Source organism: Amorphoplanes friuliensis DSM 7358 (genome assembly GCF_000494755.1).
Lineage (GTDB): Bacteria > Actinomycetota > Actinomycetes > Mycobacteriales > Micromonosporaceae > Actinoplanes > Actinoplanes friuliensis.
Genome location: NC_022657.1, coordinates 9,318,642 through 9,338,255, shown reverse-complemented (window position 1 = coordinate 9,338,255; position 19,614 = coordinate 9,318,642). Strand labels below are relative to the sequence as shown.

Here is a 19,614-nt window from a genome sequence, read left to right as displayed (position 1 = left end):
GGCCGGGCATGGCGGCTGCCTCGGGTGGTGTCCTTGGGGGCGTCAGTTCAGGCGGAAGACCACCGAGTTGTCGTCGAGGTCTTCGCGGCGGATGCCGAGAGCGTCGACCGGGACATCGCCGGCGCGTTCCCAGGGGGTGCCGGTGACCTCGGAACGCAGCAGCAGGACCGTGGTGATGCCGAGAGCTCGCAGGTACTGAACGCTGGCGGCGTCCGGGAACGCGGCGACGGAACGGCGTAGCTCGGACTGGCGCTGCGGGGCAAACCCGCCGCTGCCGTTCGCCACCTGCTGGAAGCGGGAGGTGGACCAGAGCATGACGGTCTGATCGGTCAGGCCCGCGGTCGGCAGGACGAGCATCGGGCCGGTGACCGTCCGCATCGAGGCGGGCTGGTCCGGCACGACCGGATGCGCGGTGGCGTTCCAGGTCTCGACCAGGACCAGCAGCAACGGAATCAGCGTCGCCAGGCGCAGCCACGGGCCCGGCCACGGCGGCATGCGATGCGCGGCCAGGTGCTCGGCCCGGCGGACGAACTCGGCGACAGCCCCGGCAGCCAGGATGGCGAGCAGCAACGTCACCCACACCATGAGCCGGCCCGGGATCCGCACACCGAACGAGGCCGGCAGGTGCCCGAACAGCGGCAGGTAGGTCCAGCGGCCGTCGAAGAACGTGGTGCCGAGCGTGAGCAGCACGCCGAGGATGACCGCCGCGAGCAGGATGAGCCGCTGCCAGATCCGCCAGACCGAAAACACCAGCCCGACCAGCGCGAACGCGTAGAGGACAAAGCCCGGCAGCAACGCCATCTCCGCCGGCCAGCCCAGCGATTCGCGCGGCACGGCATGGGGAGCGCCCCAGATGCGTGACTCGGCCGGGCCGATCAGCAGGCTTCGCAGCGGCGGTGAGAAGAATTTGATCTCGGTCCCGGCCGGGCCCGTGTCCGGCACCCGCAGGTACGGGAGCGCGATCATCGCCCCGACACCAGCGAAGATCAGAAGACCCAGCCCGTCGGTGACCAGCAGACGCCACCCGAGGACAGGGCGGGGCGAGCGGCGGCGCAATCGGCGAACCAGGACGGCGGCCGCGACAACCACAAAGATGGCGCCCAGCACGTAGGCGAACGGCAGACCCAGCGAGAACCCGAGACTGACCTGCCAAGTGGCGATTATCCAGCCGGTCGCCGCCCACCCGGCATGGCGGCGGTCCGGGCGGAACCCGTACCGCATGGACCAGCCGTGCCCCCGCGCAAGCATGGCCAGCGCCAGGGGAATGCCGCCGGCCGAAATGATGTCGAGGTGGCCCTCCTGCGCCAGGCGCCACGGCGCGTACGCGAAAGCCACCGCACCGACCAGCGCACCCGTCCGCCCGGCGCCGAGCTGGCGAATCAGGGCGTACCCGCCGATGGCCAGCAGCGCGTGCGCAAGGACAAAGAGGATGTTGTAGCGCAGGACCGCCGCCAGCGGTCCTTCACCGATCATGCCTGCGGGTGCGTAACCGAGCAGGCTGTTCCCGAACGCGAAGCTGTAGGCCTCGGGGAAGAAGGCGTTCGACTGCCACAGCCGGGCCGGGTCGGTGATCAGGATGTGCCCGGCCCAGGACACCTGCCACGCCTGCCGCGACGGATCCCAGTTGTCCTGCGGGAAGGTGTGCAGCGGGTAGCGCAGGGTGGGCCAGGTCAGCAGCACCGCAAGCAGCAGCGAACCGTAGACGACCAGGGCGTATTCGTGAATCAGCCCGCGCCCGGTCGCTCGTGTCGCCCGGCGGATCCGGCCCGGGGCGCGCTCCGACGTCTCGGCGAAGGCGGTCCAGGGATCCGGCGGGGCGCCGGGCGGACGGGTCGAGGGCAACTTCGACTTCCGGCGGCGGCCGGGCGGCGTTGCCTTCTTGTCCTCGCCGTTCTTCTCACCGGGCGTCGCCGGATCAGCTTTGGCCCCTGCAGGGTCGCCGGCCTTCGGGCCCGCGGCGCCAGCTTTGAGGTCCGCGCCGGCCGCAGCAGCAGCTTTCGGGTCTGTGGTCGAGGCAGTGCCGCTCTTCGGGTCCGCGCTGGCCGCAGCAGCGACCTTCGAGCCTGCACTGGTCGCGGTGACGGCCTTCGGATCTGTGCTGGTTGCGGTGCCGGCCTTCGGGTCTTCGCCGATCGCAGCGCCAGCTTTCGGGTCTGCGCTGGTGGGAGGGCCGGTCTTTGGGTTCGTGCTTGAGGCAGCGCTGGTCTTCGGGTCCATACCGGTCGCCGAGCGGGCGGCGGGGTCAGTGCCGGCCTGAGAGGTGGAGCTCGCCGCCAGATCTGTGCTGGTCGCGGTGTCCGTCTTCGGAGACGTTCCGGAGGTAGCAGCTTTCAGGCCTGTGCCGAGCGCGGCGGCTTCGGACGCCGCGGCGGAACCCGGATCGCTCTTGGGGGCGAGGCCAGGGCCGTTCGCAGCACCGGAAGCGGGCGCCGGACCGCCGGGCATATCGATCGTCGAGCCGTTGGAAGGAAACTCGGTCTCTGCCGCGGTCGCGCCCCCGGCGGAACCTGGCTTGTCCTGGTTGGACAAAAGAGCCGCATCGGCACCCTGCGGGACTGCCGGGCGCAGCGTTCCGGGCGTCGGCGGTGTGGCCTTCGCAGCACGGCCACGGCGGAACCCTGCCCACCTCCGCACCCGCTTGGGCACCGCCTCGTCCTCGCCCACCGCCGAAGAGCCGGCCGCCGTCACAGAACCGCCCACCGCCGGAGAGCCGGACGCGGCCCGCGAACCCGTCGCGCCCGGAGGCCTGACCGCCGCCGAAGGGTCGGCAAGCGGCGAAGGGCCGGCAAGCGGCGAAGGGCCGGAAGTGTCCGGAGAGCTGACCGCCGGCCGAGAGCCGGACGCTTCCGGAGAGCCATCTGCCGGGCGAGAGTCGGACGCTGCCGGAGGGCTGCCCGGCGATGCGGATTCCGAGGACGCAGCGGGCATGACACCGGGAGCTGCCGTGGATTCGGCAGCCGGCACGGGCTCAGTGGCGCCGGCTTCGGTTGCCGGGACCTCGGAGGTCGGGCTGGCGGGCCCAGGCGGCGGAGTCTCCCGGGATGCTGCGGGATCGGCGCCGACCTGCGGCTGCTCGGTCGTCATGCTGCTCCCTCGTGCCGGTGGCTAGCTGCCCGCCTTCTCGCGCAGGAGAGCGATGTCGGCGGTCTGACCTTCCACTCCGCCTGGCGTCTCGACGATTGCCGGGGCGTCCGCGGCGCGGATCGCGGCCACGACCAACTCCGGGTCGATCTTGCCATTGCCGAGGTTGTCGTGCCGGTCGCGGCCCGAGTCGAAGGTGTCCTTGGAGTCGTTGGCGTGGATCAGGTCGATGCGGCCGGTGATGGACTTGACGCGGTCGACGATGTCCAGGAGCTCTTCGCCGCCGGCGTGCGCGTGGCAGGTGTCCAGGCAGAAGCCTGCTCCGAACTCACCGACGGCGTCCCACAGCCGTTTCAGGTTGTCGAAGCGGCGGGCGATCGCGTGGTCACCGCCGGCCGTGTTCTCGATCAGGATGGGGAGGGGCAGGCCGCCTTCTTTTTCCGCGTACGCGAAGGTCTTGCGCCAATTGTCGAATCCGACGGCGATGTCGTCGCCGGCGTTGACGTGGCCGCCGTGCACGATCAGGCCTTTGGCGCCGACCGCGGCGGCTGCGCGGGCGTGGGCGAGCAGCAGTTTGCGGCTGGGGATGCGGATGCGGTTGTTCAGCGTCGCCACATTGATCACGTAGGGCGCGTGGATGTAAACGTCCACGTCGGACGTCTTGAGCGCCTCCGCGTCCGGGCGGGCCGCCGGGGACTTCCAGCCCTGGGGATCGGCGAGGAAGAACTGGACGGCGTCGGCGCCGCGTGCGGCTGCCGCGTCGAGGGGTTCGGCGGGGTCGACATGGGCTCCGATGCGCATGGGTCCGAGCCTACGACGTGGGTACGACGCTCACCCGCCGTTGCCGTGCCGCAACGGTCCGCGTCACCGTGCTTGTCGGCGGGTCGTTAATCGAGAGGATCACACATACCTACGTACCGGTGCGAATCGGTCGAGCAGGGAGATGGTGCATGTCTCGGCAAGTCCGACACCGTGTGACGGCGGTGGCGCTGGGCGGGTTTCTGCTCGGTGCCGCGCTGCTGACGACCGGCACGGCGAACGCCGATCAGCTCGAGGGCGGCGCCCGGCAGGTGGTTTTCGCGGGCGGCGGGGTGCTCGGCCTCTCCTGCAAGTCCACGCCCTCCGTGGAATCGATGACGGTTCCCGCCGATGGCACCGTCCGCGTCGTGAACCGGACCGGTCACGGCGCAAAGTTGCTGATCAACGGCACTTCGAAGGGTTCCATCCCGGACGACGGTGCGACCGAGGTCGTCTTCCGCCGGGGCACCACCGCGGTCACCCTCGACCCGAACTGCACGATCGCCGACCAGGCCACGCCGGTGCTGGTCACGGCGACGCCGTCACTGACGGCTCAGCCCGATCCGATGCCGGCGCCGACCGACACGGCTGCCGCCGAGACGCCGTCGGCACCCTCGAACACCCCGGCGACCTCGGACGGCAGCGGTTCCTCCCTGCCCGACTCCGTCTCGCCGGCGACACAGCCGCAGCGCCCGTCGACCTCGGTCGCGGGCCGGCCTTCCGAGGTTCGGCCGCAGACCTCCCGGGTCAACAGCGTCGCCGCCCAGGCCGCGACCACGGCCGCGCAGGCGATGCCGCACGGTGGTGCGGCCCCGAGGGTCAAGACCAAGGCCACCACCCTTCGGGGTACGGGCGCAGCAGTCGCACCCGCGTTCTCCGGCATGCCACCGGGGGACGAGAAGACGATTCTTCCCGGCGTACCGAGTCTGGAACTGACCCCGCCCGAGACGCAGGCTGCGCCGGTTGTCCCGGTCGTGCCGCCCACGGACGTCGTGGCGGCGGAGCCGGTGGCGGCAGTGCGGCCGATGCCGGAGTCGCAGCCGATCGGGCTGCTGGCTCTGATCGCCGGCGTCAGTGTGGCGGGCGTCGCAGTAGCCGCAATTCGGGCAATTGTGTCGCAACGTGCATCTCGGGCATCTGTCGCGTAGACTTCTCGGCAGATGCTCCGCGGGGCGGCCGTTCCAACCTCATCGGTGTGGTCGTTCCTCCCCAGGTCCCACCCAGCGAATGCGGACCGGACGCCCCGCGGCTTCCACCTCGAAGGGCCTCGTCCACAGGACGGGGCCCTTTTTGGGCACACGGTCGCTCGCGGGTATGCTGACTCGGTTCGCAGTGTGTCGACCGTGGGCTTCAGCTCACGGTTTTCTGCTGCGAGCGACACAAGACCTCCTGCCACGGAAATCCCGTGGCCGCCAAGCCCACAGGAGGTGAGAACGTCTTGCGTCATTACGAACTCATGGTGATCCTCGACCCCAGTCTCGAGGAACGCACCGTAGCCCCGTCGCTCGACACGTACCTGAACGTCATCCGCACCGCGGGTGGCTCGGTCGAGAAGCTCGATGTGTGGGGCCGTCGCCGGCTCTCGTTCGAGATCAACAAGAAGGCCGAAGGCATCTACGCCGTCGTCGACCTGCAGGCGACGCCGGAGGCCGTGGCCGAGCTGGACCGTCAGCTCCGTCTCAACGAGTCCATCCTGCGTACCAAGGTCATCCGGCCCGAGACCCGCTGACGGTCGTTTTTTGTCAGGGGGCTCTGGGAGCCTCCTTGCAGAAACGCATGAAGCGGCGAGGAGAAGATCATGGCAGGAGAAACCACCATCACGGTCGTCGGCAACTTGACCGACGACCCTGAGCTGCGCTTCACCCCTTCGGGGGCGGCAGTCGCCAAGTTCCGCATCGCTTCGACGCCGCGGACGATGGACAAGCAGTCGGGCGAATGGAAAGACGGCGAGCCACTCTTCCTTGCGTGCAACGTCTGGCGTGACGCTGCCGAGCATGTCGCCGAGTCGCTGCAGCGTGGCGCTCGGGTGATCGTGCAGGGCCGGCTGCGCCAGCGGTCTTACGAGACGCGTGAGGGCGAGAAGCGCACCGTCTATGAGCTCGAGGTCGACGAGATCGGCCCGTCTCTGCGCTACGCCACGGCGAAGGTGCAGAAGATGTCCCGGTCTGGCGGCGGCGGAGGTGGCGGCTTCGGCGCCTCCGGCGGCGGCGGTGGTGGCAACCGGCAGCCCAGCAACGGCGGCGGGGGTGGAGGCGGCAACAACTCCAACTTCGACGACCCGTGGGCGACGGCGGCCCCGGCTTCCGGTGCTCGTTCCGGCGGTGCCAGCAGCAACTCCTCGTTCGACGACGAGCCACCTTTCTGAGCCCCCGCGGGGCTTCGTGATTTCAGGAGTTAAGAGCTATGGCTAAGGCTGCGGCACTTCGCAAGCCGAAGAAGAAGGTGAACCCGCTCGACAAGGACGGGATCACCTACATCGACTACAAGGACACCGCGCTGCTGCGCAAGTTCATCTCCGACCGCGGCAAGATCCGCGCTCGGCGGGTCACCGGTGTGACCTCGCAGCAGCAGCGGCAGATCGCCCGCGCGGTCAAGAACGCCCGTGAGATGGCGCTCCTGCCGTACACGGCCACGGCGCGCTGAGGGGAGGCACCGATATGAAGATCATCCTCACGCAGGAGGTGTCGGGCCTCGGCACCCCCGGCGACATCGTCGAGGTCAAGAACGGCTACGGCCGCAACTACCTGCTTCCGCAGGGCTTCGCGATCCAGTGGACCAAGGGCGCCGAGAAGCAGGTCACGGTCATCAAGCGGGCGCGTGACGCCCGCGAGATCCGCGACCTGGGCCAGGCCAACGAGGTCAAGGGCCAGCTCGAGGGTCTGAAGGTCACCCTGACGGCGCGCTCCGGCACCGGTGGCCGCCTGTTCGGGTCGATCACGCCGGCCGAGATCGTCGACGCGGTGAAGACCGCCGGTGGTCCGGTCCTGGACCGTCGTCGCCTCGAACTGCCGACCACGATCAAGACCACGGGCGCTTACAAGGTCCAGGTCAAGCTGCACCCCGAGGTGACCGCGTCGTTCCCCGTGAACGTCGTCGCCGCCAAGTAACACGGCTCACGAGAAGCGCGCCGGCCCTGCGGGGTTCGGCGCGCTTTTTCGTTCTTCTGGTCTGTGGCTTGATTTTGCCTGTCAGCTGAGTGATTGGCCGGTGATGGCCGAGGTCAGCACCGTTGCGAGGCCGCCGCCCATGACCGCCGCCGCCAGGCCGACACTGGCCGCCTTCCAGGCCCCGCTGGCCCGGCGCAGACCCACTGCTACAAGCATGCTCAGCACCAGTGACAGGCCGAACTGCGGTGCCGCTCCCGCGAGCGTGCTCAGCGCGTGCGCCTGCTGAGCACCGTTCAGCACCAGCATGTAGAGGACAAAGAGGACGACCGGTACGCCGTACCAGACAACGGTGTAACCCACGGCCGCGAGCGGACCGCCGGTGTCCTCCTCGATGTCCTCATCGGGCTCAAGGAGATCGTTCTGCCGTGCCGAAGGCGACGGCAGCGTGCTGACCGGCCGACGCTCGTAGGTGCCGGCGGAGGAAGCCACCGCACCCCGCGGCGGCCAGGTCGTGTCCGGCGGATCCTGCCAGCGCGCCCCGGTGCGCTGAATGACCTCGGTGGCACCCTCGGACGCCGAGTTGGCCGCCGGGACCTTGACGGAGGCGGCAGCACCGTTCTTGGACGGCGGCCGGAACGGGACGAAGTCCGACGTGCTGATCCGCCGCGACTCACCGTCGGCAAGATCGCTGCCCGTCTGAAGCTCACGCCGCCAGTCACCGGTGTTGCCCTCGCGGTAGGTCGCCGAGCCGCCGGCGCCCTCTTCGCGCTCGGCTTCCCGCCAGGCGCCGGGCTCGATCCGCTGCCGAATCTCGGTGGTGGCCGCCTCGGCGGGCAGTGGGGGCTCGCCGGTCTCGGCACGGAGCTGGTTGCGCCAGGAGTCGGTGCGTTCCGCGGCCTGGGCCTCGGCGCGCCAAGCGCCGGGCTGGGAGGAGACCGGTCGCGTCGGCGTCTGAGGCTGCGCGGAAACCGGCCGCTGGTCCTCGTCGCGCTCGACGTAGCCCGTTTGGCCCGCGCCGCGCTCGGCGTAACCGGGACGGTCGTCGTTGCGCTGAGGGAAGCCGGGTTGTGCCGAGACGGGACGGTCGTCGTCGCGTTGCCAGGCGCCGGGCTGCGCCGAAACGGGCCGAACCTCGTCGCGTCGCCAATCCGCGGCCGGCTGGGCCGAGACGGGTCGGTCGGTGTCACGCCGCCAGTCCGCGGCCGGCTGGGCCGACACCGGCGCGTCAGCCGTGGGCTGCCATGTCGACGGCTGGGCCGAGATGGGCATGTTGGCTTCGCGCTGACGGGCGGCCGGCTGCGGGGAGATCGGCCGGGTCGGGGCATCACCGTCGAGCCGCCACACCTCGGGGTCGAGCGCAGGCTCGGCACTCGCCGTCAGCTGCAGACGGGCCGGACCCGGCTCCGGCGCACGACGGCGACCGCCGCCACCACCGGTGTCACCGGGCTGGTCGATGCCCCGGCGCATGCTCTCGTCGCCGTTGCGACGTGCGACAGCTTCGCTGCTCTCGATGGCAGCGCGTCGCCCGCTACCACCTCCGCGAGGGCCCCTGCGAGGGCCTCGGTCATCGTCCTCGTCTTCGTCGTCCTCGAGCTCTTCGCGATGCCACTGGCCGGTGTCGCTGTCGCGCAGCCAGACGTCGGACTCGGGATCACGGTGCCAGGCACCGGATTCGAGCTCCCGCTGCCAGCTGGTGTCGCGCTGCCCCCGCCGGGCGCCGTAGTCGCGGCCGGTCTCCGGGCCGCGGTCGGAATCCGGACGGCCGCGCTGCACTTCGGGACCACGCGGCATCCCACCGCTGCGCTGGCCGCCTTCCACGCCGCGGCGCGGTTCGGGACCGCGAGGCATACCCTCGCTGCCGCGTCGTGGCGGCAGATCGGATTCCTTGCGCCGCGGCGGCATGTCCGTCTCGCCACGCCGAGGCGGCATGTCGGTCTCACCGCGCCGGGGCGGCATGTCAGTCTCACCGCGCCGGGGCGGCATGTCCGTCTCGCCGCGCCGAGGCTCGGGTCCTCGGAAGGCCTCCGGGCCGCGGCGGGGCTCATCGTCGCGCGGTGCGCCCTGCCACCGCTCGATCTCGCCGCCACGCTGAGGTTCGCGGAACGTCTCGGGCTGCCGGAACTCCGGCTCTCGCTGCCAGGACCCGGTGTCGGACCGCCGGCCGGACCGCGTGCCGTTCTCAGCGTCGCGCTGCCAGGAGGCCGCGCCGCCGTCGGCGTCGCGCTGCCAGGGGGCTGAGCTCGCGCCGTTCTCGGATCCCCGCTGCCAGGGCGCCGCGCCTGCACCGTTCTCGGCGTCGCGCTGCCAGGACGCCGGCGCTGCGCCGTTGTCGGGCTCGCGTTGCCAGGAGCCGGTGTCGGTTCGCCGGCCGGGCTCGGCGTCGCGCTGCCAGGAGCCGGTGTCGCGTCGGGCGCCGCCGTCGGGCTCGCGCTGCCAAGATCCGGTCTCGGTGCGACTGCCGAACTCCGGCCGTGCCGCGGCGTCGGGCGGACCGCCGATCTCCGGGCGGCTGCCGATCGCCGGGCGCCCACCGTTGGCTCCGCGTTGCCACGAACCGGTGTCCGGCAGTCCGCCGTTCTCAGGCTCCCGCTGCCAGGAGCCGGTGTCGGTTCGCCGGCCGGGCTCGGCGTCGCGCTGCCAGGAGCCGGTGTCGCGTCGGGCGCCGCCGTCGGGCTCACGCTGCCACGAACCGGTGTCGGAGCGCCTGCCGGGCTCCTGCTCGGTCTGCCACGAGGGCGGGTCGATCCGGGACTGCCGGGCGCCGCCCACCTCGGGCTCGCGCTGCCAGGAACCGGTGTCGCTGCGGCTACGCCGGCCGCCGGTCTCGCCCGCCGGCGGACCACTGGGCGTGCCGGTCTCGCGCTGCCAGCTGCCCGTGTCGGTGCGGCTCTGCCAGCTGCCGGCGTCACGCTCACGCGGCTGCAACGGCAGCGGAATGACGCCCGTCTCGGACGCGGTCTGCGCCCACGGGTCGACGGGCGGCCCAGGCTCGGGGTCACGCCGCCACGAACCGGAGTCACGCCAGCTGTCGCCGCGCGCCTCATCACCGCTCCGCCAGCCGTCGGCGGGCGGAGACGACGTGCGCCAGCTGTCCGTCCGCGGCTGGTCGCGCCGGGCTTCGTCGCCGCTGCGCCAGCTGTCGGTCGTCGGCGGGCTCTGCCAGCTGCTGGTGGTGGTGCTCGAGCGCCAGCCGTCACCGGCGGGCGGTTCCGGCGTGTCACGGCGCCAGGTCGGCTCGACAGCCGCCGGGTCCTGGAACGCGGGCATGCTCCCGGTGTCGGTGTGCCCCGCCCAGTTGTCGGCGTCGGAGCGGACCGTCCAGCCCGTGCCGCCACTCGTGCGTGACCCCACATCGGGCGCGCGCCGGCGACCCACCTGCGGCGAGCCGTCGCTCAGACCGGCCTGGCCTGCGGCCGACTGGCGCCAAGCAGCCCGGTCATCCTCACGGACCAGGTGGCGGCCGTCGTCGACCGGCGTCGACCAACTTCCCGAGTACGAGGTGGGCGCGCTGGGCGTCGCTGATTCCGTACGCGGGGATTCGGCGAACTGTTGCCAGCTCGGACGGGTGTCCCAGGCGGGGCGGCTGCTCTCGGGCTCCCGCGGCCGCGGCGGCGGGGCGTCGGCGGCCTGCCACGGGGTCGCCGGGTCGGTGAACTGCTGCCACGCCGGGCGCTCCTCGCCGCGTGACGACTCCCACGGCGGGGTCGCGCGTGGCTGACCGCTCTGCCATGTCTCGGCGGGAGGCTGCTGCCACGACGGTGTTGCGTCTGCGGGCTGCCAGGTGGGCGTACCGGAGGAGGTCTGGTCGTCGGTCTGAGGGGTCGGCCAGGCGGTGCCGGAGATGGCCGGGAGTTGGGTCGGCAGCTCGGGCTGCGGCGGGGTGGCGGCCGCGTCACCGGCCTGCCAGGCCTCCGTGGTCGTGCGCCAGCCGTGCGTGCCCGAGGCCGAACGCCACTCGGTGGTCTGCCGCCAGCGCGCGCTCTCGGTCGTGGAGCGCCATTCGGACGTCTGGGTGCGCCAGCCGACGCCTTCTGCCGGCAGCGCGGGGCGACCGGTGGCTGCGACATCGGACCAGCGACTCAGCGTGCCGGACTGCTCACTGGGCGTTTCGGGGTTCTGCTGAGCCCAGGCATCGGCCCGTAGCGACCAGGCGACGGCTTCAGGGATCGGCTGCATGCTGCCCGTGTCGGCGGGCGAACCCGTGCCCCAGGTCCCCGAAGTCGGCTGGACTTTCTCGGACGAATCGGGATCATCCGGGCGGTTTGTGGGTGTCCAGGAGTCCGGCGCGCTCCTTTCGCGCGGCAGGCGGGCGCCGTAGTCCCACTCCCGTTGGTCCACGTTCAAAAGCGTGACGTGCAAAGGACCGATCTGCAACGCCCTGGAGCGACTGCTTGGTCACGGAGGCCAGGTTTTTATCTCTCCACATGGTGGGGACGACAAATCCGCTGGTCAGCAACCCCGCCCCCGAACCATCCCCAGGGGTTTTACACAGCCTGTGCACAGGGCCACGCACAGGAGGAGCCGAGTTGTCCACAGGTTGTCCCGAGGCTCGTCCACCGGCCCGCTTGGGCCGATGACGTGCGGGTTCGTATGGTTACCCGCGCCGGATCAGGTCGTCTTCCGGGCTCGTACCGACTTTTTCGGCGAATTTGTGGTCCCGGTCACCCGTGCGGGGTCGCGCTCACCCGAAAGTGTCGTACCCGGGCTGTTTGATCACGGTGCAGGAACGACGATGGAGGGGTAGGTCGGCATGTCGATCACCGACGACGCACGACCGGAGTCCCGGCCGCAGTCACCACCGGGGGGCAAGGGCCCTGGTGGCCGTCCGCCCGGAGGGGGCGGGCCGCCGCCGCAGACCGGGGGCTTCGACAAATCCCCGCCGCAGGACATCGCGGCCGAGCAGAGCGTTCTGGGCGGCATGCTGCTGTCCAAGGACGCCATCGCCGACGTCGTCGAGATCCTCAAGTCCCACGACTTCTACCGCCCCATGCACGCGACGGTCTTCGACACGATCCTGGAGCTCTACGGCCGGGGTGAGCCGGCCGACGGCGTCACCGTGGCGGCGGCGCTCTCCGACTCGGGCGACCTGCAGCGCATCGGCGGCGTGCCCTACCTCCACACCCTCATCGAGAGCGTGCCGACCGCGGCCAACGCCTCCTACTACGCCCGCATCGTCTCCGAGCGCGCGGTCCTGCGCCGCCTCGTCGAGGCAGGCACCAAGATCACACAGCTCGGGTACGGCACCGGTGGCAACGGCGGCATGGACGTCGACGACATCGTCGACCTGGCCCAGCAGGCCGTCTACGACGTGACGGAACGCCGGGTCAGCGAAGACTTCGCCATCCTGGCCGACATGCTCCAGCCGACGCTGGACGAGATCGAAGCCGTCGGCGCCACCAACGGCATGATGACCGGCGTCCCCACCGGTTTCTCCGACCTCGACCGCCTGCTCAACGGCCTCCACGCCGGCCAGCTGATCATCGTGGCCGGCCGCCCCGGTCTCGGTAAGTCGACGGCGTCGATGGACTTCGCCCGCAACGCGGCGATCCGCGCCAACTGCGCCAGCGCCATCTTCTCCCTCGAAATGAGCAAGATCGAGATCGTGATGCGCCTCCTGTCCGCCGAGGCCAGGGTCCCGCTCCACATCCTGCGCTCAGGCCAGCTCTCCGACGACGACTGGACCAAACTCGCCCGCCGCATGGGCGAGATCAGCGAAGCCCCGATCTTCGTCGACGACACCCCGAGCATGAACCTGATGGAAATCCGCGCCAAGGCCCGCCGCCTGAAGCAGCGCCACAACCTGAAGCTCATCGTGGTCGACTACCTCCAGCTGATGTCCTCCCCGAAAAAGACGGAAAGCCGCCAGCAGGAAGTCGCGGAGCTGTCCCGTGGCCTGAAACTGCTGGCCAAGGAAGTCGAATGCCCGGTCATCGCGGTGAGCCAGCTGAACCGCGGCCCCGAGCAGCGGACGGACAAGCGCCCCCAGCTGTCCGACCTGCGTGAGTCCGGCTCTATCGAGCAGGACGCCGACGTCGTGATCCTGCTCCACCGCGACGACTACTACGACAAGGAAAGCCCCCGGGCCGGCGAAGCCGACTTCATCGTCGCCAAGCACCGAAACGGCCCCACCGACACCGTCACGGTCGCCGCCCAACTCCACCTGTCCCGCTTCGTAGACATGGCAATCGTCTAGCGCGCCTCAACAACATAAGAAGACCCAGCTTCAGCGGGCGACCAGTAAAGCGGAGACTCCCCGAACAGCATCAGCGTGGTCTGATCAGCGCGGATCGACACGGTGAAGAGATTCTGCGATGCCTGGTATTCGGCCTGCTCGGGATCGGGCTCCTTCAATGCCCATCCGCGTCTCGCCAGCGCGGTACCTACGCTGTTCAGAGCCTCGGCGGGCGACGTGTCGACGAGGCCTGCCTTGAGTCTGATCTCGAAGCCGAACTTCTCCTCGCTCCAGTCGACTGAACCCGGTGACCGCCGGAGAGGACCCCGATCCCAGGTCACCGCTATCTGTCCGCTGGGCATCGCTTCCGCGAGCAGCTCCATCAGCTCGGCCCGGAACATGTGGTACGCGGTGTCGACGGCCTCGACCATCGCGTGCCAGGACGGAGGGATGGTCAGTTGCTGCTGCATGGGCCGCACGGGCAACGGCACACCATCGACGAAGTGGCGCTGCTTGAAAGCTTCCCAAGTCGGGACGCCGATGGGCCGGGTGGCATGGATGCCGGAAGTAACTTCGACTTCGTAGATGACGCCGGCCCGCGTCATCGCAGCCTCCGCTGATTCCAACGCAGATTCGGCAAGCTCGGGATCGTTGTAGTCCCGCTCATCGATGAAAAAAGCCGTGCGGAGGTCGTCGTACGCCTCGCCGTACTCGTAGACGTAGACGCTCGACCTCGAACCCTTACCGCCCATGACCATCCCGCTCGATTGTCTCAAGCTGATCCAGCGCCGCGGCCTCTTCCATCGCGGCCTCCACGGCCTCGCGTTGCAGGCCGTTCACAGCGACGTAGGGCTTGTAGATCGTGTTGTGCTCGATGTCGGCCGCCACGGAAGCTCGCTGGGTAGTCAACTGAAGCTCGTAGGTGCAGGGCAGTCCGTCAGTTTCGATCGAGATGATCACCGGGATCACCCGGTAGGACGGGGCTTGAGCCTTCGGCTGGGCGTACATGTTCTCGATCTCCAGAATCCGGTCGCCGAAGTGAGTCTTCACCAGTTCCAGCGCCGCCGAGAGCGTATCCATGTCGGGCACGGTAAGCCGCAGACCAACCGCATCGATGACGTCACCGACTCGATAATCCAGCCGCGCCGGCCGGTTCGGCCGTTCAGAGGTCATGCGCCTGACCTTGTCGAGAAGGTCACCGCTCCGCTTGGAGCGGCCCGAGACCAGTGCATCACCACCCAACTGGCTGGCCAATTCCTCAACCTCGAGCGTCGCCGCAGGCAGCACCCGCCTCCGAAGGCGAATCCCGTAGTCGTCCAGCAGAGTGAGCTCGGCCAGGGTCGGAGCAGGCCCAACACCCCGCACCGGATCACGCCGCCGCGCCTCTGCTTCGAACGCCTTCTTCCGCGACAGCCCGTCCGGCGTCGTGTTGACCTGGTGCTCGACCGGCTCGAAGAGATCTCCGACCCCAGGATGGCCTGAGAGAAACTGCTCCAATGTCCCGAACTCGGTGATGACCGCTCGCCTGGCGACCTCGACGAGCAACTCCAAAGCCCGCGGTCGACGATCAGCATCTACAAGCGCCTCGGTGAGGTTGAGCCGATGATCGTTGGCTTGATGATCCTCCAACAGCCGGACCACAACATCCGCAAGCTCCGCTGAATGCGGCGCGACACTGACACGCACGCCTTCCTGAGCCGCCGCAAGTTCGACGGGGTCGATCGATCCGCGCGACTCGGTCTCTGCTGCCGGCGTTACGGGCGGGGTGGGCCGTAATTCCAGCCCATCCTCTCGCCCTCTTCGCACATGCTCTGCAGGGTCGCCTCCGAGGGCAGCTCCGTGCTCAGGCTTTCGCGGGAGATCTTCTCGGCTTTCGCGCGGTCGATCACTCGGGTTCGATCCTGGTACTTGTCGTCGTAGAGCATCGGCACCGCGAGACCCGGAGCGTAGATCCATGCTGTCCGCCGGACGCTCCACAACACTGCTTGGAACGGCTTGTCCGGCAGGGCCTGGTAGGCGATCAGGCTCGTGATTTCGCCCGACAGGTCGGCCTTGAGGACCAGCTGATAGTCGATCCTCACCAGGACCATCTCCGATATCCGATCTCGTCCCGCCGAGTGTTTCTTCCTCGATCGCTCGAGAAGGGAGATCATTTGCCGATTTATTTGGTGCGACCAGGTCGCCCGAAGGGCCAGCATCGGGTTGAATTGTTGAACCGCTGTCTACTCGCGCGGTGGCGGGCCGTAGTCCCAGCCCATCCTGATGCCCTCGTCGCTCATCTCCATGAGCTTCTCCGGACTCGGGAGCTCCGACTGGAGGTACTGTCGGGCCATCGATTCGGCTGTCATCCGATCGACCTCCATCGACTCGTCCGCGTACTCGTCGCTGAACAGAAGTCTCGCCGCTGTCGCTGGAGCGTAGATCCATTCCTCCCTGGTCGCGTGCCAGACCACCGCTCTCAGCGGCTCCTGGTGGGGCATCGAGTACGCGATGAGGCTGGTCACTTCGGGTGACCCCTTCGCCTCCAGGAACGCCCGATAGAGAAATGTCGGCTCTCTCATCGCCAGCATTAAGCCTTTCCATCTCAGTCAAATCTGAGACATCCAAGGTCCACGAATTCAGCTCTTGGGCGAGACTGCGGTTCTCTTGATTCAGGACTTCCGAGAAGTGTAGCCAAAGGGACGTATTCTGACTTGTCCAACGGCCAAACGAGGTGTTGATCGTTACGAGGCCCTCAATTTGATCGACGCCAGGTGGCTGGTGAAGATTCATTCTGGCGTATTTGCTGAGAGCCAAGATCGCGAAGAATGCCTCCACGCGCTCCTTGGCGCTGCGTGAGGGCAGTCGGACAACCTCGTACAGATGATGGGTGTCCTTGCCAAGCTTTCGGGACCTCGCTGTTGGGAACTGGAGTTCCATCGTGAAGCCCGAGCTATTTTTCATTGTTACGTTCAGGCCGTTATGGCGCCCTTTTCCGTCGTTCCAGAAGCTGAGGATGTCGAGAATTTGATAGCCATCTCGGCGAAGGCTGTGTAGAGCCTCCTGAATGGTTTCAACGTAGCCGCGCTCCGGAACGACGATGGAGAATCGCACACGGTCGTTGGACTCGTCGAGGAATCTCTCGAACGAGAGCTTCTTTGTCGTCGCGCGGTCTTGGTACTTCCGTGCGAGCGACTCAACAGATTTGACTCGATACTGATCGTCAACCAATGCTGGGCGCTCCTCGTCCTCGAAAGTGGGGAGCGATGAAGCGAGGTCGCGCATTCGGATCAGCTCGAGTTCAGCTGTGGAGCGGGCGTCGGCGACCGCCTTGATCAGCGTCTGCTGTTGCGCGCGGGTCAGTGATTCCAGAACTTGTTGTTCTTCGGCTCGAAGATCCTCGGATCGAAGTCGATCTACCAGCTCGATGGCGCGTGAGGGAATTCTTTGAGGGAGGTCCGCTTGATCTTGCTGCGACCCGCCATTGGTATCTGTCGCTCGTTCTTCGGTCGTCGGTGGATCGACCTGTTCTCCCGCCCCAACCTCCAGTCCATCCGCTGAAACGAGGTCAGGTTCGTTCGTTGGGAGCCTCGAATCGCTTTCCGAGCGTCCGTCATGGGTCGGCTCGTGTCCGGCTGCGCTCAGCGGCTGCAGGGAGGAGCGGCTCCAGAGGCCGGCTTGGTGGTAGGGGAGGGGGGCTGGTTCGCCGTGGCTGTTTACTACGACGGCGTCCATGGAGACGACGTTGCCGTTGTTGGGGGTGCCTTGGTGGGAGTAGAGGGGGGTGGATTCGGATAGGCGGCCGGTTTGGGGGTCCAGGAAGAGGATTGTTCCGTTCTGGTTCACCGCCGCCCAGGCGTGGGCTGTTCCTTGTTCCGAGTCCGTGACGATGAAGGCGAAGGCGCCGTGGCCGGCGTTGTACAGGTGGTTCTGCAGGTTGGTCATGGCTGTGTCGACAGCCTGTTTGGCTTGCTGCGGGTCGAGTCCCCCGACGTACGGGCACAGGCCTTGGAATTCGCCTTGGACTGTGGTTTCGATTCTGGCGAGGCCTTGGTCCTCGGCGCCCATTGGTCTGGTGGGGTTGCCTTGGGCGTACGAGTCGAAGGTTCTGGGGGCTGAGACTCGGGGGCGGCCGTGAATGTAGGTGTCGAACAGGGAGAGGACGCCGTCTACGCAGTTGATGCCGCGGGTGGGGTCGGCGGTCGGGCCGCCGTCGTTGGCCAGGCCGAACCATTCTCCCGAGCGCGGATCGGCCAGGCGTTGCACCTTGCCGTCCGCCTCTCGCGGCATTGCCTTTTCCAGATCCAACTGATGTACGGCCAGAGGCGCCCGCAAGCCGCCGCGTTTGCCGTAAGGGCGGGACTGGTCGATCGGGGGTGGGATGTCGTTGCCGGTCAGGGCCGACTGGTCACCGGTTTCGACGGCGCCGGACGCCAGGGTGCCGACGTCGTTGTTGATGCGGATCCAGTCGGCCGGTTCGACGTCGACGCGTTCGGGAGCGAGTTCGCCGGCGCGTACACGGTCGGCCTTTGTCTCTAGATCTGTCGCGTCGGTGCTAGTCAGCCTGGCTTCCGCGCGCAGGTGGTCGCCTTCGACGGTTGCGCCGATGGCGAGGGCGGCGTCGGCTTGGCGGTTCAGCTCGACGGCTTTGGCGCGGTAAGTGTCGGCCGTCTGGATCAGGTAGTCGGCGTATTCGTCGCGCCGGTTCTGTTCGTGAGTGGTTCGGGCGCGCTCCAGGTATTCGCTGTAAGAACGGCGTTCCAGGGCGGACTGAGAGGGCTGCTCGGGTCGCTTGGGAGGGCTCGATGAATCCGGCGACGAAGCCAACGCATCGGCGATGCGGTCTGGCGCCGGTTTGGGCTCGAAGGCCTCCGCGATGCGGTCGACCGGTCGGCGCGGCGACGGGATCGGTTGCGGAGGTGGCGCCGGCTGGACCGGTTCGGGTGTGGGCGGCGTCGGATCCGGGCGTGGCGCAGGTTCGGGAAGCGGATCCGGGTCGGGGTGCTCGGCCAGCACCGGCTGATCAGTCGGCGCTGCGCTGTCGGTCGACTGATAGGCCGATGAGTAGTAGATCGGGGTCGGCCGCGGCGGTGGGGGCGCGAGTGTTGTTTGCTGGGGATGCCACAGGCCGTCGGGGCGGTTCAGGAATGGCATCGGGTTGCCGTGACCATCGACCACCAGGGCGTCCAATGCCACCATGTTGGCGCCGTTGGAACGGCCTTCGTGTTTGTACGGCGGCATCGATTCCGTGACGACACCCGATTGCGGGTCCACGAAGAGGATCTGGCCGTTCTGGTTGACCGCCGCCCAGGCATGGGCCGCGCCGCTCTCCCAGGCGTTGACCAGGAAAGCGAAGGAGCCGTGACCGCCCGCCAGCAATTGTGCCGAGACGTCCGTCAGTGCCTGGTCGACCTTTTGTTTGGCTGCGGCCGGATCCTCGCCGTCGACCATCGGGCACAAGGACTGGAAGCGGCCGCCCGTTGCATGTTCAACGCGTTCCGAGCCGAGATCCTCGCCGTACAAAGGATTTTGGGGATTGGCGACACCGTAGGCGTCGAAAGTCCGCGGCGCTGAAACACGCGGTCGGCCGTGCATGTAGGTGTCGAAAAAGGACAGCACGCAGTCCTGGCAATTGATGCCGCGGGTCGGGTCGGCCGTCGATCCGCCGTCGTTGAGCAGCTGAAAATACGGCGATCGAGGATCGGCCAGACGCGCGGGATCGCCGTTGGCGTCGCGGGGCATCGCATTTTCGAGCTCGAGCTGATGCTGGGCGAGCGGCGCGCGCAGCCCTCCCCACGAACCGTATTGCCGCGTGCCGTCGATCGACGGCGGGTGGTCACTGCCCGTGAGCATCGACCGGTTACCCACCGATATGGCGCCGGGCGCCAGGTGACCGCGGTCCGTGTTGGTGCGGTGCCACTCGTGCGGCGCAATCTCGGTCAGCGAACCCGGTGGCGGCGTCCAGTTCGGATCCCGCAGGGCTGCTACGTGGGATTCTGCCCGCTCGGCATCGGCTGTCGCAAGATCTACGTTGGCTTCGAAGAACGCCGCCAGCCCCGCGTCGAACTTCAGGAAGCGGGCCACCCGCGCCGACCGCCGCGAACTTCGGACCCGTCGGCGGGCACTCTCCGCTTTCCCCTCGAACGCCTCAATCGCATCCTGACGCCGCGCGTTCGCATAGGCGATGCGCAGGTCACGGACATTCCTGAGATAGTCGTCCACTTCGGGCGCGACCTCGGCCGCCGGCGGCGCCGGATGACCCCCACCGGTCACGCTCGCAACAAAAAGCGCCAGGTCAGCGTCCGATGACTGTACGTCCGTAGCCCCGTCCCGTGGCCCACCGCGCCGGCCGTCGGACTCCGACGACGGAGTGAAATCGGGATGTCCTGGAATGACTCCTGGATCAGTCGGACGGACCGGTGGCAGTGGTGAAGTCGCCGTGTTCGGCGGTGCGAGACTCGCACTCACTCCGGTAGG

Annotated in this window: 11 protein-coding genes; 6 read left to right on the top strand and 5 right to left on the bottom strand. The window is 68.4% G+C overall.

Annotation, left to right across the window (positions count from 1 at the left end; all coding sequences use genetic code 11):
- Positions 1-42: 42 nt before the first annotated feature.
- A complete protein-coding gene (locus AFR_RS43075; protein ID WP_041841608.1) occupies positions 43-2,217 on the bottom strand; it encodes a hypothetical protein in 2,175 nt (724 codons plus the stop codon).
- Positions 2,218-3,105: 888 nt separating this feature from the next.
- Positions 3,106-3,882: a deoxyribonuclease IV gene (locus AFR_RS43070; protein WP_023563152.1), complete on the bottom strand. Its 777-nt coding sequence runs from the start codon at positions 3,880-3,882 to the stop codon at positions 3,106-3,108.
- A gap of 149 nt (positions 3,883-4,031) precedes the next feature.
- Here AFR_RS43070 and AFR_RS43065 point away from each other — a divergent pair, with 149 nt between their 5' ends.
- The 5 genes from AFR_RS43065 (at position 4,032) to rplI (ending at position 6,986) form a co-directional block, all read left to right on the top strand.
- Entirely contained in the window at positions 4,032-5,027 is a 996-nt protein-coding gene (locus AFR_RS43065; RefSeq protein ID WP_148308236.1) for a hypothetical protein, read from the top strand.
- A 290-nt stretch (positions 5,028-5,317) separates the two neighbouring features.
- Positions 5,318-5,608: a 30S ribosomal protein S6 gene (gene rpsF, locus AFR_RS43060; RefSeq protein WP_023563150.1), complete on the top strand. Its 291-nt coding sequence runs from the start codon at positions 5,318-5,320 to the stop codon at positions 5,606-5,608.
- A gap of 69 nt (positions 5,609-5,677) precedes the next feature.
- Entirely contained in the window at positions 5,678-6,244 is a 567-nt protein-coding gene (locus AFR_RS43055; RefSeq protein WP_023563149.1) for a single-stranded DNA-binding protein, read from the top strand.
- A gap of 38 nt (positions 6,245-6,282) precedes the next feature.
- Positions 6,283-6,522, top strand: a complete 240-nt coding sequence (gene rpsR, locus AFR_RS43050) for a 30S ribosomal protein S18 (RefSeq protein WP_007073789.1) — start codon at positions 6,283-6,285, stop codon at positions 6,520-6,522.
- A 14-nt stretch (positions 6,523-6,536) separates the two neighbouring features.
- Positions 6,537-6,986: a 50S ribosomal protein L9 gene (gene rplI, locus AFR_RS43045; protein WP_023563148.1), complete on the top strand. Its 450-nt coding sequence runs from the start codon at positions 6,537-6,539 to the stop codon at positions 6,984-6,986.
- Between the two features lie 81 nt (positions 6,987-7,067).
- On the opposite strand, the gene AFR_RS43040 is transcribed toward rplI, so the two are convergent.
- Positions 7,068-11,162, bottom strand: coding sequence for a hypothetical protein (locus tag AFR_RS43040; protein ID WP_023563147.1), 4,095 nt, complete (start codon positions 11,160-11,162; stop codon positions 7,068-7,070).
- A gap of 574 nt (positions 11,163-11,736) precedes the next feature.
- On the opposite strand from AFR_RS43040, the gene dnaB reads away from it, so the two are divergent.
- A complete protein-coding gene (gene dnaB / locus AFR_RS43035) occupies positions 11,737-13,179 on the top strand; it encodes a replicative DNA helicase (protein ID WP_023563146.1) in 1,443 nt (480 codons plus the stop codon).
- On the opposite strand, the gene AFR_RS43030 is transcribed toward dnaB, so the two are convergent.
- Together AFR_RS43030 and AFR_RS46595 are read right to left on the bottom strand one after the other, a co-directional pair.
- Positions 13,176-13,916, bottom strand: coding sequence for a hypothetical protein (locus AFR_RS43030; RefSeq protein WP_023563145.1), 741 nt, complete (start codon positions 13,914-13,916; stop codon positions 13,176-13,178). The two genes, dnaB and AFR_RS43030, sit on opposite strands and share 4 nt — an antisense overlap.
- A complete protein-coding gene (locus AFR_RS46595; protein WP_158510598.1) occupies positions 13,900-19,359 on the bottom strand; it encodes a toxin glutamine deamidase domain-containing protein in 5,460 nt (1,819 codons plus the stop codon). Before AFR_RS46595 ends, AFR_RS43030 begins: the two co-directional genes overlap by 17 nt.
- Between the last annotated feature and the right edge of the window lie 255 nt (positions 19,360-19,614).

Bases quoted from the DNA above. Each gene is read 5' to 3' on its own strand.
- rpsR (WP_007073789.1), top strand. From the start codon at position 6,283: ATGGCTAAGGCTGCGGCACTTCGCAAGCCGAAGAAGAAGGTGAACCCG.
- AFR_RS43055 (WP_023563149.1), top strand. From the start codon at position 5,678: ATGGCAGGAGAAACCACCATCACGGTCGTCGGCAACTTGACCGACGAC.
- AFR_RS43040 (WP_023563147.1), bottom strand. From the start codon at position 11,162: ATGCAGCCGATCCCTGAAGCCGTCGCCTGGTCGCTACGGGCCGATGCC.
- AFR_RS43065 (WP_148308236.1), top strand. From the start codon at position 4,032: ATGTCTCGGCAAGTCCGACACCGTGTGACGGCGGTGGCGCTGGGCGGG.
- rplI (WP_023563148.1), top strand. From the start codon at position 6,537: ATGAAGATCATCCTCACGCAGGAGGTGTCGGGCCTCGGCACCCCCGGC.
- AFR_RS43075 (WP_041841608.1), bottom strand. From the start codon at position 2,217: ATGGACCCGAAGACCAGCGCTGCCTCAAGCACGAACCCAAAGACCGGC.
- AFR_RS43070 (WP_023563152.1), bottom strand. From the start codon at position 3,882: ATGCGCATCGGAGCCCATGTCGACCCCGCCGAACCCCTCGACGCGGCA.
- dnaB (WP_023563146.1), top strand. From the start codon at position 11,737: ATGTCGATCACCGACGACGCACGACCGGAGTCCCGGCCGCAGTCACCA.
- AFR_RS43030 (WP_023563145.1), bottom strand. From the start codon at position 13,916: ATGGTCATGGGCGGTAAGGGTTCGAGGTCGAGCGTCTACGTCTACGAG.